15 protein-coding genes are annotated in these 16,590 nt (G+C 42.6%); 7 read left to right on the forward strand and 8 right to left on the reverse strand.

All coding sequences use genetic code 11. The annotated features are described in order from the left end of the window. Positions 1-210 precede the first annotated feature (210 nt). The 6 genes from dinG (at position 211) to ABUE20_RS15180 (ending at position 4,856) form a co-directional block, all read left to right on the forward strand. Positions 211-2,235: an ATP-dependent DNA helicase DinG gene (gene dinG / locus ABUE20_RS15155; RefSeq protein ID WP_408620844.1), complete on the forward strand. Its 2,025-nt coding sequence runs from the start codon at positions 211-213 to the stop codon at positions 2,233-2,235. Beyond that, positions 2,228-3,001, forward strand: coding sequence for a TSUP family transporter (locus ABUE20_RS15160; RefSeq protein WP_408620793.1), 774 nt, complete (start codon positions 2,228-2,230; stop codon positions 2,999-3,001). Before dinG ends, ABUE20_RS15160 begins: the two co-directional genes overlap by 8 nt. Then, on the forward strand, positions 2,983-3,579 hold the full coding sequence (gene priC / locus ABUE20_RS15165; RefSeq protein ID WP_408620794.1) for a primosomal replication protein PriC: 597 nt from the start codon (positions 2,983-2,985) through the stop codon (positions 3,577-3,579). The genes ABUE20_RS15160 and priC overlap by 19 nt, the downstream gene beginning before the upstream one ends. Positions 3,580-3,587: 8 nt before the next feature. Further along, positions 3,588-4,313 carry a YccT family protein gene (locus tag ABUE20_RS15170; protein WP_408620795.1) on the forward strand — a complete coding sequence of 242 codons (726 nt, stop codon included), beginning with the start codon at positions 3,588-3,590 and terminating at the stop codon, positions 4,311-4,313. Between the two features lie 110 nt (positions 4,314-4,423). Then, the gene (gene rsmS, locus ABUE20_RS15175) at positions 4,424-4,588 is read left to right on the forward strand and encodes a pleiotropic regulatory protein RsmS (protein WP_408620796.1); all 165 of its coding nucleotides are present in this window, start codon (positions 4,424-4,426) and stop codon (positions 4,586-4,588) included. Between the two features lie 79 nt (positions 4,589-4,667). After that, on the forward strand, positions 4,668-4,856 hold the full coding sequence (locus tag ABUE20_RS15180; protein ID WP_408620797.1) for a hypothetical protein: 189 nt from the start codon (positions 4,668-4,670) through the stop codon (positions 4,854-4,856). Positions 4,857-4,932: 76 nt separating this feature from the next. Here the strand turns inward: ABUE20_RS15180 and sucD are convergent, their stop codons facing one another. The 8 genes from sucD to sdhC form a co-directional block, all read right to left on the reverse strand. Then, a complete protein-coding gene (gene sucD, locus ABUE20_RS15185; protein WP_408620798.1) occupies positions 4,933-5,802 on the reverse strand; it encodes a succinate--CoA ligase subunit alpha in 870 nt (289 codons plus the stop codon). 4 nt (positions 5,803-5,806) lie between these two features. Next, complete coding sequence (sucC, locus tag ABUE20_RS15190; RefSeq protein ID WP_408620799.1) at positions 5,807-6,970, reverse strand: ADP-forming succinate--CoA ligase subunit beta; 1,164 nt, start codon at positions 6,968-6,970, stop codon at positions 5,807-5,809. Positions 6,971-7,034: 64 nt separating this feature from the next. Further along, positions 7,035-8,252, reverse strand: a complete 1,218-nt coding sequence (gene odhB, locus ABUE20_RS15195) for a 2-oxoglutarate dehydrogenase complex dihydrolipoyllysine-residue succinyltransferase (protein ID WP_408620800.1) — start codon at positions 8,250-8,252, stop codon at positions 7,035-7,037. Positions 8,253-8,280: 28 nt separating this feature from the next. Continuing rightward, a complete protein-coding gene (gene sucA / locus ABUE20_RS15200) occupies positions 8,281-11,079 on the reverse strand; it encodes a 2-oxoglutarate dehydrogenase E1 component (protein ID WP_408620801.1) in 2,799 nt (932 codons plus the stop codon). A gap of 106 nt (positions 11,080-11,185) precedes the next feature. Beyond that, complete coding sequence (locus ABUE20_RS15205) at positions 11,186-11,905, reverse strand: succinate dehydrogenase iron-sulfur subunit (RefSeq protein ID WP_408620802.1); 720 nt, start codon at positions 11,903-11,905, stop codon at positions 11,186-11,188. Between the two features lie 9 nt (positions 11,906-11,914). Continuing rightward, on the reverse strand, positions 11,915-13,627 hold the full coding sequence (sdhA, locus tag ABUE20_RS15210) for a succinate dehydrogenase flavoprotein subunit (protein ID WP_408620845.1): 1,713 nt from the start codon (positions 13,625-13,627) through the stop codon (positions 11,915-11,917). 59 nt (positions 13,628-13,686) lie between these two features. Beyond that, the gene (gene sdhD / locus ABUE20_RS15215; protein WP_408620803.1) at positions 13,687-14,031 is read right to left on the reverse strand and encodes a succinate dehydrogenase, hydrophobic membrane anchor protein; all 345 of its coding nucleotides are present in this window, start codon (positions 14,029-14,031) and stop codon (positions 13,687-13,689) included. Beyond that, positions 14,025-14,420, reverse strand: coding sequence for a succinate dehydrogenase, cytochrome b556 subunit (gene sdhC, locus ABUE20_RS15220; RefSeq protein ID WP_408620804.1), 396 nt, complete (start codon positions 14,418-14,420; stop codon positions 14,025-14,027). The genes sdhD and sdhC overlap by 7 nt, the downstream gene beginning before the upstream one ends. 836 nt (positions 14,421-15,256) lie before the next feature. Here sdhC and ABUE20_RS15225 point away from each other — a divergent pair. After that, a complete protein-coding gene (locus tag ABUE20_RS15225) occupies positions 15,257-16,543 on the forward strand; it encodes a citrate synthase (protein ID WP_408620805.1) in 1,287 nt (428 codons plus the stop codon). Positions 16,544-16,590: the final 47 nt, after the last annotated feature.

The raw sequence follows: 16,590 nt of genomic DNA on the forward strand, positions 1-16,590 counted from the left end.
ATTAATATCAAAGGATTCAAAAAGAAGTACGATCTAAAAAACCGCTCTCTTCCTATTAGAAAAACAGAAGAAAACTTCATTATATTGGATATAACGAGGAGATTGGGTATGTCCCAAAGAATGACAACAAAATATTCCAGTTTATAAAGTTGTACTAATCAGACATAATTAAGATGTTTGAGAAACAGTATGAGTATTTATAGCGGAATAATGTTAACTTCGCAACACAAAGAACTAATAAAAAAAGGATATCAATGTTTAAAGTCTCAGAATCCTTCTTTTAAACCACGAAAATCCCAAAATGAACTAGTGGCTAGTATCGCTAAATGTATTGCGGGTGATATTGATGACAACAACCGAATTTTGTTAGTTGAATCTGGTACTGGAACCGGAAAGTCACTGGCTTATCTCTTATCAGGAATTCCATTGGCGTTGCGATTAAAAAAGAAATTAATTATTTCAACCGCAACGATTGCTCTGCAGCAACAATTATTAAAGCAGGAACTTCCTAAAATACATCGTGCGTATGAAGGCAACTTCAAATTCACCTTGGCTAAAGGGCGGCAAAGATACTGCTGCCAACATAAACTTAAGCGATTAACGCTCCATCCAGATCAACACCAAGATAGCCTACAAATTGCCAGCCTGTGGCAGGCGCTCAAGCATAATCAATGGGAAGGTGATCGAGAAAGCTGGCCGGAGGATATTCCCGATCGAATCTGGACGCAAATTCAAAGTGATGGATTTTCCTGTAATCCTCAACAAACACGCCATCGCCATTGCCCTTTTGCCAAAGCCCGGCAAGTAATGCAAAAATCTCAGGTTATTATCGTCAATCACAGTCTATTGTTAGCCGATTTAGATCATGGTGGAGGTGTCATTCTCCCCGAACCAGAAGAATGCATTTATATTATCGATGAGGCGCATCTATTACCGGAAATCACTCGCAATGCGAGCTTATGCAAAATCGAGTTGAAATATCTGCAAGCTCAACTTCAAGAACTTAAGCACTTTATTGCCACCGTTAATCAAAAAATAACAACCGGTGGATTCATCAGTACCCGATTGCAGTGTCTGGATAGCATCGCTGATTTAGACCATCTTTCTCGGCGACTACATGATTACGCAGCTCAACAATCCGAGCATTTTATTGATGGCATCCTGCGTTTTGCATTTAAACAAGTTCCCAAATATATCACCGATTTAGCAGCTAACTATCAGCCATCAACACAAAAATTGTATAATGCATTAGAACAACTCGCCGGTCAGATACAAGAAACGGCCGATGAGGGAAAACTAGCCGCCGCCATTGCTGAAACTTGGCTAACCCAAACAGGACAGTTTCAGCACATCGTTGAACAGCTATTAAATACCTTATACTTTTACACCCAGGCCATTGAAGGCTCATCCAATGCTTACTGGATAGAAGGATCAGAAAAACAGCCCTCCCTTTGTGCCTCACCTATTTTTGTCGGACCTAAATTAAAAGCTATTTTCTGGGAACGTGCGTTTTCAGCTATTTTGGTCTCAGCCACTTTATCAGCTCTGGGGAAATTTGATTATTTTATTCATGAAGCTGGATTATTTAATCTACTCAGCCGCTCACAACAATTAAAAAATGCCTCCCCATTTAACTATCATCAAGTCTCTTTGCGACTCACCCGACAACTCGTTCCTCCGGAAGATCCGGATTTTAGCGCTCAAGTCGCTCGCTATATTATTCAAAACCGCTCTGCGTCAATGGCGATGATGGTACTGTGTACTTCTTACCGTCTGGTCGATGAGTTATGTCAACAACTTGAAAAACAAAAGGACATATCTTTGTTTGTGCAAGGCCATCAGCCAACGGCGGCCTTACTTGCCAGTTATCGAGAATCTATCGATAAACAATGCCCTTCAGTTCTTATTGCAACGACAGGATTTGGGGAAGGAATTGACCTCCCGGGCCACTATCTAACTCACTTAGTCATTCCTAGACTTCCATTTGCAGTCCCCTCAGATCCGGTGATTCAAACCCATAACGAATTATTGGAGCAAAAAGGATTAAATGGTTTTACACAACTAACGCTTCCTTATGCCAGTCGTAAACTAATTCAATATTGTGGTCGTCTAATGAGAAAAGATACAGACTCAGGTATTATCGCTATTCTTGATCAACGAATGCTAACGCGCCGCTATGGGCAGCAGTTATTGAATTCTTTACCCGATTATAAAATAGAATATATAGATGATTGAATTTTCACCCCATATTCTGGCACTCATTGTTGTCGTCGGAGTCGCCGCAGGTTTTATTGATGCCATTGTAGGCGGTGGAGGATTACTAACCATTCCGGCCCTACTCGGTATTGGACTCCCCCCCCATTTAGCACTAGGGACAAATAAACTCGCGGCCAGTTTCGGCTCGCTTACCGCTGCATTTACATTTTATAAAAAGAATTTACTAAACCCTAAGTTATGGTGGGTTTGTTTCCTAATGACAGGAATTGGCGCTGTTCTAGGCAGTGTAACTGTACATCTCATCGATAAACAATGGCTTGAAAAAGTATTACCGGTGATCATTCTCATGATTGCTATCTATTCAATTTGTCAGCCTTATCTACATAAACATACGCATTCGACCCTTTCCCTCTCAACGCGAACATTTTCAATTAAACAACTCTGCCAGGGATTAATACTGGGTTTTTACGACGGGTTCGCGGGCCCGGGAACTGGAGCATTCTGGATGGCGTCATCGATGTTTTTATATCGATTAAAAATTATGTTTTGTGCAGCTCTATCCAAGGCTATGAATTTCACCAGTAATTTTATTTCACTTATCATGTTTATCTATCTGGGGCATGTAAACTGGATTATAGGATTAACCTTAGGCATCAGTATTACCATTGGTGCGATTATCGGAGTGTATTCAGCCATTCATTTTGGCGAACACTTTATACGGCCGATGTTTATTACTATTGTGATCGTTATTGCAGGGAAATTAGCATGGCAAGCTTGGATTTAAATCAGTTTCAAACATTGCAAGAGCAATTCAAGCGCCTCAGTGTCATCGCAGAACAACGAGATCATGACGGTGAATACAATGCTTATCAGCTTCTGGGAAAAGATGATGAACGATTTCGTTGCCTCAGTGCTCACTTTACCGATTATGTAAAAGAGTTACTGACCGATTTGGAACATCTGAAACGTTTAGCAACCAAAACTGACGACCATGATTTACTCCGACTTTATGCAGACCGACTATGCGGTAAATATATGATGCTGCAAAAATGTCTGGAACGACTCAGACCAACCGAAACCAAAAAGCAACATGTTATTTTTTGGCAAAAACAGTTAAAAAAAGTTATTAATAATGGGGATCTGGGCGAACTTTATGATAAATTAGCCCAACAAAAACAGTTTGAACAACGGTTGTCCGAGCAGATCGATCAATTAATTATCGATTTAAAACGCTCTGAACATATAGCGGCAAGTGCGGCGCTACAAGAGCAGATTCTCGAATTAAAACAACGTCAGGGACGCTGCCAAAAAGCAACTTGGCAGTTAGAACAAAAAATTAATCACTTAAGATCGCGCTTCTAGGAGTTTTTATGCGCTTAAATAATAAAGCTATCTTGCTTGGCTCTTTGCTCATGGGGGCAACAACGGCTTTACCGGCTATGGCCGCTTCATTTAAGGTTCCATCAAACTATGAAATTATGTATGTCGACCTTGAGGATACTTCAGCCATAGGCGGGAGCTATAAAGCCGATGTAAATAAAGGACATCATCAGTTTGTCGTAAGATTCAACCAGTTTATTCATCATAAAGATGACGGTGTCCGTTATACATCAGAGCCCATCATCATTGATCTTAAAGTTGCAAGCGATGATGAACAAATACAACTTAAAGCGCCTATCTTTTATAATGCATCGCAAGCCAAACAATATGCTCAGGCTCCAGAGTTTTCAATTGTTGACCAGAACAACAATAAAGTTGAATTCCACCAACGCACACTTCCATTCAAAAAAGGATTCCAGTTAACTCGTGATATTCCAAAAGAAATCCGACTCCTTGAAGGGAAAGTTGCCGACGGATATGACGCACCACTGCCACCACCAAAATCAATCGATACATCGAACGAATACCAAATGTTGAAGTTCTGGTATAACAAATCAGATGATGCCACTCGTAAAGCAACTCGGATTTGGATGATTGATTCGACTCAAGAACCTGCAGATGCTGATAAAAATCAAGCGTTTACTATGATTAAATTCTGGTTCAAAAAAGCTGATGCCGCTCAGCGTAAAGCGTTTCAGGTCTGGTTATTGCAGTAATCTTTGTGATAATCCCCCTAGCTTCAATCTTAAGGTAACCGGATTTGTTCTGGTTACCTTGTCATTACTTGTGTTATTATTATCTAGCAAGTTTTTTGAACAAAAAAATCATGTCTCTCAATAACGCATCTCCTGAAATTCAGCTGGCAGTTGATCTCATTCAATTACTGGAAGAGAATAAAATCGATCCAGAGCTGGTTCTGAAAGCATTAGAAATCGTTAAGACCGACTATCAAAAGAAGCTTGCAAATCGGCCAAAATTTGACCAGTCTTAATGTAATGCAAAAACTATTTCATTATGATTAATGAAATTCGTCTTTTGAACCACCTTCCTATTTTATGAGGTCAGAAACAATGGATAACCAGATCAAGAGTGAGGAGAATTCTGCAAAAGCAACGGTAGTACTGCAGGTTATTAATACAGATGCCCCTTATGCAACAATTAGCGAACTCGCAGAAATTTACGACATTGAGGCCAATGTTGTAGAACAGCGCCTAAAAGCTCACTGGTCTTTAGAAGCCGCCTTAACGACTCATAGCTAGTTTGTTCATTGTATGAATACAGCAAAAAGCCCTCTAACGAGGGCTTTTTGCAACTCATGAGACTCAATGAATCAGATTAATCCATCACTTCGTGTAAAGCCTGCCCTATCTGAGCTAGACTCCGAACTGTTTTCACGCCAGCATTCTCTAATGCAGCATATTTTTCAGCAGCCGTACCTTTTCCGCCCGCAATAATGGCACCAGCATGTCCCATTCGTTTCCCTGCTGGAGCGGTAACCCCTGCAATATAAGAAACAACAGGCTTAGTGACGTATTCTTTGATAAATGCAGCCGCTTCTTCTTCGGCAGAGCCCCCAATCTCACCAATCATCACAATGGCTTCTGTCTGAGGATCATCTTCAAAAAGTTTCAACATATCAATAAAATTAGAACCAGGGATAGGATCCCCTCCAATGCCAACACACCCGGACTGACCAAATCCTTCATCGGTCGTTTGTTTGACCGCTTCATAAGTCAAGGTTCCTGAACGGGAAATAATACCGACTTTCCCGGGTAAATGAATATGGCCGGGCATAATCCCGATTTTACATTCTCCGGGAGTGATGATGCCTGGGCAATTCGGGCCAATCATCCGTACGCCAGTCTGCTCTAATTTAACCTTAATCTGCAGCATATCTAAGGTAGGGATACCTTCGGTAATGCAAACAATCAATTCTAGATCTGCATCAATCGCTTCTAAAATGGCATCCTTACAGAACGGTGCTGGAACATAAATGACGGTAGCCGTAGCCCCAGTAGCTTGAACCGCTTCTTTAACCGTATTAAATACAGGAAGCCCTAAATGAGTTGAACCACCTTTTCCCGGAGATACCCCCCCTACTAATTGCGTCCCATACTCAAGAGCCTGCTCCGAATGAAAAGTCCCCTGTCCTCCGGTAAATCCCTGGCAGATTACTTTCGTGTCTTTATTGATTAAAATGCTCATTGATTTACGCCTCTGCCGCTTTTACTACTTGCTCTGCTGCATCAACCAGACTCGTTGCAGCAATGATATTCAGATTTGATTGGGCTAGCTTTTGCGCACCGATATCTGCATTATTTCCTTCGAGTCGAACCACAACAGGAACATGAACACCAACCTCAGCCACCGCACCAATAATGCCATCGGCAATCAAATCACAGCGAACAATGCCACCAAAAATATTAACCAAAACTGCTTTTACATTTTCATCGGACAAAATGATTTTAAAAGCTTCCATCACCCGTTCTTTGGTAGCTCCGCCTCCCACATCAAGAAAGTTTGCCGGCGAACCGCCATATAATTTCACAATATCCATGGTTCCCATCGCCAATCCGGCACCATTGACCATACAACCGATATTGCCATCCAATGCGACATAATTCAGTTCAAACTGTGCGGCCTGAGCTTCCCGCTCATCTTCTTGGGTCATATCCTGCATCGCCTTGAGTTTAGGTTGGCGATAAAGCGCATTACTATCAATATTTACTTTGCCATCGAGGCATAACAATGTGTTCTGATTAGTGATAACCAGCGGATTAATTTCCAGTAATGAAAAATCATAGGCCGTAAACATCGTCGCCAATCCCATAAACAGCTTCACAAACTGTTTCTGTTGCTGACTATCTAAAGCTAATTTAAAAGCAAGCTCTCTAGCCTGAAATGGTTGGGGACCAACTAATGGGTCAATTGCAACGGTATGGATCAACTCGGGTGACTGCTCTGCCACTTTTTCAATTTCCATCCCGCCCTCGGTCGAAGCCATAAAAACAACCCGCCGAGATGAACGATCAATAACCGCACCTAAATACAGTTCTGATTGAATATCACTCGCTTCTTCAATTAAAATCTGATTAACAGGTTGTCCCTGCGCATCCGTTTGATAAGTAACCAATCGGCTTCCCAGCCACTGCTTGGCAAAACTTTCAATCTCAGCTTTAGATTGTGTCAGTTTTACGCCACCCGCCTTACCTCGTCCACCCGCATGAACCTGGCATTTTACCACCCAGCGGGAACCCCCTAATTTATCTGCACACTCGACCGCTTCCTGAGGAGTCTGTGCTACATACCCATTTGGAACGGGTAAACCATACTCTCGAAAAATTTGCTTCGCCTGATATTCATGAAGATTCATGCGTAAATTCCATCATCTAATTAAAATTTCGATCCTTTTGTCGCTCACCGATAGTCACACATCTTTATACATCTAGCAGTAAGCGTGCAGGATCTTCTAATAATTCTTTTACTGTTACTAAAAATCGCACGGATTCTTGGCCATCCACCTGCCGGTGGTCATAGGATAATGCCAAATACATCATCGGTAATATTTCAACCTTCCCATCGACAGCCATTGGGCGATCCTGAATTTTGTGCATCCCTAAAATAGCGCTTTGAGGGGGATTAATGATAGGTGTCGACATTAAAGAACCAAAAACACCACCATTAGTAATCGTAAAATTTCCCCCCATCATTTCATCGACTGTTAATTTTCCATCACGCCCTTTAATAGCCAGTTCTTTAATCTGTTTTTCAATGTCCGCCAGACTCATGCAATCACAGTCTCTCAATACTGGCGTCACTAACCCTCTCGGGGTTGATACGGCAATACTGACATCAAAATAGTTATGATACACGATGTCATCGCCATCAATGGAAGCATTGACATCAGGGAACCGTTTTAAAGCTTCCACAACGGCTTTGACATAAAACGACATAAACCCCAAACGGATCCCATGACGTTCTTCAAAAGAGTCTTTATATTTCTTACGTAACGACATAATAGGCTGCATGTTGACTTCATTAAATGTCGTTAACATCGCCGTCGTATTTTTAGCTTCCAATAACCGTTCGGCGACACGTTTGCGCAACCGAGTCATTGGAACCCTTTTTTCAGAGCGAGCCGATGCCGCCACCGGAAAATCTTGCTCGATTACAGCCGCAGTCGGTTGAGATGGTGCTGTTTTTTCAGCTTGTTTTGCTCGGAGCAGCAGATAAGCTTCAATATCTTCTTTGATAATTCGACCGTTCTTACCTGATCCCGAAATCTGCTCGGCGACTAAATCATTCTCAGCCAGCAATCGTCTGACCGCCGGACTCAAACCATCAGAGACCCCGGCAGATTCATCCGAAGTGGCAGCTGGAGAAGGCTGAGTCGTTTTGGTTTCTTCTCCAACTTCGACATCAGTCAACAATATACCAATCACCTGTTGTCCCAGAACCGTGCTTCCTTCTTCTTCAAGAATATCCTTCAAAATACCACTTTCTAATGCCGGAACTTCCAGAACTACTTTATCGGTTTCAATATCAACAATGACCTCATCCCTTTCTACTTTATCGCCAGGACTCTTATGCCATGTGGCAACGGTTGCATCGGCAACTGACTCAGGAAGATCAGGTACTTTAATTTCAATGGTCATTTAACAAATTCCTTTATAATCAATTTAGTTATTTAACTGTTAAAGCATCATCAACCAAAGCGCGCTGCTGCTTAAGATGCAAGGACATATAGCCTACAGCAGGCGAAGCCGACGCATCACGCCCGGCATAGCGTAATTGAGCCCCTTGAGGTATGACTGCATTAAAATGATGCTGATTACAATACCATGCCCCTTGGTTTTGAGGTTCTTCCTGACACCAAACAAAATTCTTAACATGTTGATATTTATTAAATAAATTCGTTATATCATCAAATGGGAACGGATATAACTGTTCAATACGAATAATTGCAACATTGTTTCTTTCTGTTTTACGCCGCTCTTCCAACAGATCAAAATAAACTTTACCAGCACACATCACGACCTGTTCAACTTGTTCCGGCACAATCTCATCAATTTCATCCAGAACATTATAAAAATGACCACCTGCAAGCTCTTCCAATGAGGAGATCGCTAAAGGATGGCGCAGTAACGACTTAGGCGACATCACCACTAATGGTCTTCGAATTTTGCGAATATGCTGCCGACGCAACATATGATAAACCTGAGCAGGCGTCGATGGGACACAGACCTGCATATTTTGTTCAGCACACAACTGTAAGAATCGCTCTAAACGAGCCGAAGAATGTTCAGGTCCCTGACCTTCATAACCATGGGGCAGTAATAAAACTAAACCACACATTCTTCCCCATTTCTGCTCACCAGAAGACAAAAATTGATCAATAACAACCTGAGCTCCATTCGCGAAATCGCCAAACTGAGCTTCCCATAACACCAATGTTTCAGGTTCTGCGGTCGAATAACCATATTCAAATGCGAGCACTGCGGCTTCAGATAATACCGAGTCATACAGATACAAAGGCCCTTGCCCATCCCGAATATTTTTTAAAGGGAAATAGGTTGAACCATCATCTTGATTATGTAATACGGCATGCCGATGGAAAAATGTCCCTCGTCCGGAATCTTGTCCAGTTAACCGTACGCCGTATCCCATATCGAGTAAACTGGCATACGCTAAATTTTCGGCAAATCCCCAATCAACCGGTTTATCGCCCTTCGCCATCAATTTACGATCATCATAAATTTTCCGGACCCTTGGATGAAGGCGATGCGATTCAGGATATACCGTCATGGCCTGAGCGAGTTGCTTCACTTTATCCAGCTCTAGACGAGTGTCGTATTCAATGTCCCAAGAATGATTTAAATAAGGCTGCCAATTGACATAATGGCCGGTCATGGGGCGCCATTCGTCAACGACACACTCACCTTTATCCAATTGATCTCGATATTCATTCGTTAATGCAATCACATCTTCATCATTGATCACATGTTCCTGCACTAATTGATCCGCATAAACTTTTCGAGGCGTAGGATGACGTTTGATCTTCTGATACATCAAAGGCTGTGTGGCATTAGGTTCATCGGCTTCATTATGACCATGCCGACGATAACAAACGAGTTCAATGACAACATCCCGATTGAAGGTATTTCGAAAATCTAACGCGACTTGAGTGACAAATGTAACGGCTTGGGGATCATCTCCATTCACATGGAAAATAGGTGCCTGAACCATTTTGGCGATATCGGTACAATACTGGGTCGAACGTGAATCTCTGGGGTTAGAAGTGGTAAATCCAATCTGATTATTAATGACAATACGAACCGTTCCCCCAACCGAATATCCCCGAGTCTGAGACATATTAAACGTCTCTTGAACGACCCCTTGTCCGGCAATCGCAGAATCACCATGAATCGTCACGGGCAGACAATTTCCACCCCGACGATCCTGCCGAGCTCGAACCGACCCCATAATCACCGGATTCACAATTTCCAGATGAGAAGGATTAAATGCCAGAGAGAGATGGACATTTCCTCCAGGAGTCGCAAAATCAGAGCTAAATCCCTGATGATATTTCACGTCTCCGGTTCCCCAAGAGCCATCGTGCTTTCCGGCGAATTCATCAAATAATTCTGCAGACGTTTTCCCCAGAACGTTCACTAAAACATTTAAACGTCCGCGATGCGCCATCCCGATCACGACTTCTTTAATATCTGCAAGACCGCTGGCCCGAATCAATTCCTTCAACATAACGATGAGGCTATCCCCACCTTCTAAAGAAAATCGTTTCGCTCCGGGGAATTTTGCACCAAGATACTTTTCCAAACCTTCAGCCGCAGTCAGACTTTTAAGTAATCTTATTTTATCCTCGGCGCTATAAGTACCATGACCTTCAACGGATTCTAAATGCGCCTGGATCCAGCGCTTCTCCTCCGTGTCGGTAATATGCATATATTCGGCCCCAATCGAGCCACAATAGGTTTTCTGCAATGAATGATACAGCTCATCCAATGGCATCGTTTCCCGACCAATCGCATAGGAACCAACATTGAAGGACTGTTCGAAATCAGAACTTTCAAGTTGATGAAACGCAGGATCCAGATCGGGAACCCGAGGCTGTTTCCACAATTCCAGCGGATCGAGCTGAGCATGTTGATGCCCTCGGAAACGAAATGCATTAATAAGCTGAAGTACTTTGACTTGTTTGGAGCCACTGAGAGGATCTTGTGCAGGAGAACTAAACCGGGAGGAATCTTTAGCCAGACGCTTGAAATATTCTTTTAATGGCGACAGCGGAACTTCATCAGGTTCCCCCAAAGACCGGGGGAGTCCGTTAAAAACTGCGACCCAATCTTCGGGGACAGACTCCGGATCATCAAGAAAAGCTTCGTAAAGATCTTCCACATAGGAGATATTGGCACCGTACAAATGGGAAGAATCAAGCCAATCCTTCATTATGCCGTTTTGCATTAATCATTTCCCTTACGTTTTATCTTATGAGCGTATTGTACTGAATCATCTAAAAATAATCTTTCCCTGATTGAAAGACTATTCGGGTTTTTGGATATAAAAACCTTTAAATTGCTTGTTTAAGCAACATCGATTTAATTTTACCAATCGCACGAGTTGGATTGAGTCCTTTAGGACAGACGCTGACACAATTCATAATACTATGACAACGGAACACACTAAACGCATCATCCAAATTACTTAACCGAGTTTGGGTCGCCGTGTCTCGGCTATCAATTAACCATCGATACGAAGCGAGTAACCCCGCAGGCCCAATAAATTTATCGGGATTCCACCAAAATGAAGGACACGATGTCGAGCAACAGGCACAGAGAATGCACTCATATAATCCATCTAACGCTGCACGTTGCTCAGGTGATTGCAAATGCTCCCGGGCTGGAGGCACCGTATCATGCTCACCATGCTGTAAGAAAGGCTGGATCCGCTGATAATTTTCATAAAATTGAGAAAGATCAACAATCAGATCCCGAACAACGGGAAGACCGGGTAAAGGCCGAATGATAATCTGACCTTTACTGAGAAGATCCGATAATGGAGTAATACAAGCTAGTCCATTTTTACCGTTGATATTCATCCCATCAGAACCACAAACCCCTTCTCGGCATGAACGTCGAAAAACTAATGTCGGATCTTGTTCTTTTAACAGCAATAATGCATCCAAGACCATCATGTCGGAGCCTTCAGCAATATCTAACAAGTAGTCCTGCATGTGCGGCTTATGATCAACCTCAGGATTATAGCGATAAATTGAAAATTTAACGTTCATCGTAACACCTTAATAACTCCGGATTTTAGGCGGAAATGCTTCACGTAAATGGGGTGCCATATTGACAGCCCTCCGACTCATCTGCTCCGTTTCCGGATTAAAAATAGAGTGACATAACCAATTCTGATCATCCCGGTCCGGATAATCAAAACGACTGTGAGCCCCTCTACTTTCTGTTCGATAATTCGCAGCACTTGCAGTGGCATAGGCGGTTGCCATTAAATTATCCAACTCCAAGCACTCAACCCTTTGTGTATTAAATTCTCTAGATTTATCATCTAACCGAGCATAAGACAGACGTTCTCTTAGCTCTTTCAACTCAGCTAATCCTTCCGCCATTGCGGCACCTTCACGGAATACCGAAAAATGCATTTGCATACAATGCTGGAGTGCTTTTCGAAGCTCAAACGGGCTCTCACCATTGGCTGATGAGTTTTCCCAACGATTATATCGGGCCATTGCTTGATCAATATCATCGGCGGCAGCTGGAGATACAGAGGAGGTTTCCGCCAAATAAGTGCCAAGGAATTTCCCAGCAGAACGACCAAAAACGACCAAATCCAGCAACGAATTGCCCCCTAATCGATTGGCGCCATGCACAGATACACAGGCAATTTCCCCAACAGCAAACAACCCATTCACTATCTGATCCTGACCTTGAGCATCTTGACGAAGTGCCTGGCCATGAATATTGGTTGGAATTCCCCCCATTTGATAATGACAGGTAGGAATAACTGGGATCGGTTCCTTCACAGGGTCGATATGGGCAAAGGTTCGCGATAACTCACAAATGCCAGGTAATCTTGATTCAAGGACATCCTGACCTAAATGATCTAGTTTAAGCTTCAGATGAACGCCCCACGGGCCTTCGCATCCTCGTCCTTCTCGGATCTCTGTCATCATTGAGCGAGCCACTACATCTCGACTGGCTAAATCTTTCGCATTCGGAGCATATCGCTCCATAAACCGTTCACCGTCTTTATTTAGAAGATAACCCCCTTCGCCACGACAACCTTCGGTGACCAGTACACCCGCACCCGCAATTCCGGTGGGATGAAACTGCCACATTTCCATATCTTGTACCGGAACATTGGCCCGAATGGCCATACCGATCCCATCCCCCGTGTTAATATGGGCATTGGTTGTGGATGCAAAAATACGCCCAGCACCACCAGTTGCGAGCACCGTAGCTCTCGCTTTAAAATAGACCAACTCACCCGTTTCAATGCAAATTGCAGTAACACCGACGACATCTCCGGATTGATTTTTCACTAAATCCAAAGCGTACCATTCGGAAAAGATCATGGTCTTATTTTTCACGTTTTGCTGATAAAGAGTATGTAACAATGCGTGGCCTGTCCGGTCAGCCGCTGCGGCTGTCCTTGCGGCTTGCTCACCACCAAATTCTTTAGACTGTCCACCAAATGGCCGCTGGTAAATTTTCCCGTCATCCAACCGCGAGAAAGGTAGTCCCATATGTTCTAATTCAATAACAGCATCAGGGCCCGTATGGCACATATACTCGATGGCATCTTGGTCACCGATATAATCAGACCCCTTGACTGTGTCATACATATGCCACTGCCAGTTATCCGGATGAACATTTCCCAAAGCAACGGTAATCCCCCCCTGAGCAGAAACAGTATGAGAACGGGTTGGAAAAACTTTGGAAATTAACGCACAACTATTACCTTGACTGGAAATCTGCAGTGCAGCTCTCATACCGGCTCCGCCGGCACCTACAACGACTGCATCGAATTCTCGAATTGCAATACTCAACTCTACTCTCCCCACAAAATAGCAATACCGGCAGCGACATAAAAAATAGCGATAAAGTTCACAACCCATAAGCAGGTTAAACGCAGTAGCGTATGATGGACATAATCACTCAACACCTGCCATAACCCAATCCATGCATGGATTAATACAGCCACTAAAGCCATTAACGTGAATGCTTTAGTCGTCACAGTTGCAAAGAAATCTCGCCAGACCAAATAGGTCACATCATGACTCATAAAAAAGATGAGCAAGTACAGCACATATAAAAAAATAACCGCCGCCGAAAACCGGACTAATAAAAAATCATGGATCCCGCTTCGTCCCAGAGTTGCCGCATTTTTTACCATACCAATCCCCCAACCATAATGGCGCATACAATCACGATGACAAATCCAATCCGGCTGGAAATTGCAGCTGGGATCAGCTCTTCCCAATATCCCAAATCCATAATCATATGGCGAATACCAAACACAACATGGTAAATAAATACGGATAGAATCAACCACAGGCAAAATTTAACTACAAATGAATCAAGCCATTGCTGTACGGCCATAAAACCATCAGCAGAACTCAATGACCGAGCCAAAAGGCTCAATAAAACGGCCAAAGCAAAAAACGTAATCACACCAGAAACTCGGTGTAATATTGACGCTATTGCGGTAACCGGGAATCGCATGGTTTGTAAATCAAGATTAACGGGTCTGTTTGTCTTATTCACGATATTACCTACTTTCATCCCTGGACTGGAAGAAACGATGATTCGTTCTTAACGACATCATTATTCAGGAAAATAATTTGTTTTAAAAATGTTAAATTTCAATGGAGTTAACTAGCTCACATTATCTATTTTGATACTAGTTTAATTCGCTTATATTGCAATAAGAGGCTGTTTAAAACGAATTTTAGTATAGATAGTGGGGCTATTAATTACAATTAACATATATGTAATATTTTGTTTTTTTAAAATATGTGCTCCGCTTCACAGGAATCATTGATTCTCAACAAATAGCATGCGATAACTGCTTATCTCTTGCTATTGTGATCTTCTGAAATTTCAAATTAATGTCAGATTGACGATCTCTACGCGGGTAATGAGCGATGAGATTTGTTGCACATAAATAAAATTCTCGCTCGAGACTAACGTGCGTTCATGATGAAATTTTGCGCAAGTTAATACACCTTGTGATACCGGGCCAACGAAGCAGATAGAGAACCAAACACATTTAATTCCTTTCTGGATCATATCTGCGCTCATTTATTATAGTGATGAAGTATTCATAACGCTGACGCCCGTATAAAACAAAGCAGATATTAACGCTTATAGGTGCTATTTTTAGCCTTAAACATTATTAAGACCATTAAACAATATAGAGAGGGAGAACAAGAGGAATATTTATAAAGGCGCCGATTTAAAGGATTCATATTTTAAAGTCGGCTATCAATTAGCAAAAATATAATTAGTTATCTAATCATTTTAATGCGGTTGGTTTGACAACCTTGACTATCAGGGTAATACTAACTTTGCTTGTTACAATATTAATAACTATTTATGTAAAGCAAGGGAGACACGTCATGGCTGATAAAGTGGCCATTTTACAATTGCCTGGCCAGGAGCCTATTGAACTTCCTATCATTTCAGGAACAGCAGGTAATGACGTCATTGACGTCCGTGAATTAGGATCGAAAGGATATTTTACCTTTGATCCTGGTTTTTTGTCGACAGCATCATGTGAGTCGCAGATCACCTATATCGACGGTGAAAAAGGTATTCTGCTTCACCGAGGTTACCCTATTGATCAGCTTGCCGAACAGGCTGAATATCTGGAAGTATGCTATCTATTACTATTTGGGGAACGTCCAACTGAACAACAATTTGTTCAGTTTAAACAAACCGTGACTCGCCACACGATGGTCCATGAACAACTTATTCACTTCTTTCAGGGATTTCGTCGTGATTCACATCCTATGGCGATTATGGTTGGTGTCGTCGGTGCTTTATCCGCGTTCTATCACGATTCTCTCGATGTCACCAATGAACGACACCGGGAAATCGCTGCCTATCGATTACTATCAAAAATGCCAACCTTAGCAGCTATGAGCTATAAGTATTCGATTGGCCAACCATTTGTATACCCACGCAATGACTTAAGCTATGCGGGTAATTTTCTAAACATGATGTTTTCAGTTCCAACTGAAGAGTACGTGATCAACCCCGTAGTTGAAAAAGCGATGGATCGGATCCTAACCTTACATGCCGATCACGAACAAAATGCATCCACCTCAACCGTACGCTTAGCGGGCTCCTCAACATCCAACCCATTTGCCTGCATCGCTGCAGGGATTGCTTGTCTATGGGGGCCAGCTCATGGCGGAGCCAATGAGGCCTGCCTCACCATGTTAGAAGAAATCGGAACTGTTGACCGCATTCCTGAATTCATTGCCAAAGCCAAAGATAAAAATGATCCGTTCCGGCTCATGGGATTTGGCCATCGCGTCTATAAACATTATGATCCGAGAGCGAAGGTCATGCGTCAGACTTGTCATGACGTATTAGAAGAGCTACAAATCGATGATCCGCTTCTGGATGTTGCAATGGAGCTAGAACGGATCGCAGCGACTGACGAATACTTTATCAGTAAAAAACTCTACCCTAATGTCGACTTCTATTCAGGGATCGTCATGAGAGCTATGGGCATTCCCGTCAGTATGTTCACTGTTATTTTTGCAATGTCTAGAACGGTCGGTTGGATTGCCCACTGGATTGAGATGTTACAAGCTCCAGGACAGCGTATCGGTCGCCCCCGTCAGCTATATACGGGAGAAGAGATGCGGGATTACCCGAAAACACCTCGAGAATAATCTTTAGTCTTATATAATAGACATTCCTAAGCCGAGTCATTTGATAC

Source organism: Celerinatantimonas marina (genome assembly GCF_046054165.1).
Taxonomy (GTDB): Bacteria; Pseudomonadota; Gammaproteobacteria; order Enterobacterales; family Celerinatantimonadaceae; genus Celerinatantimonas.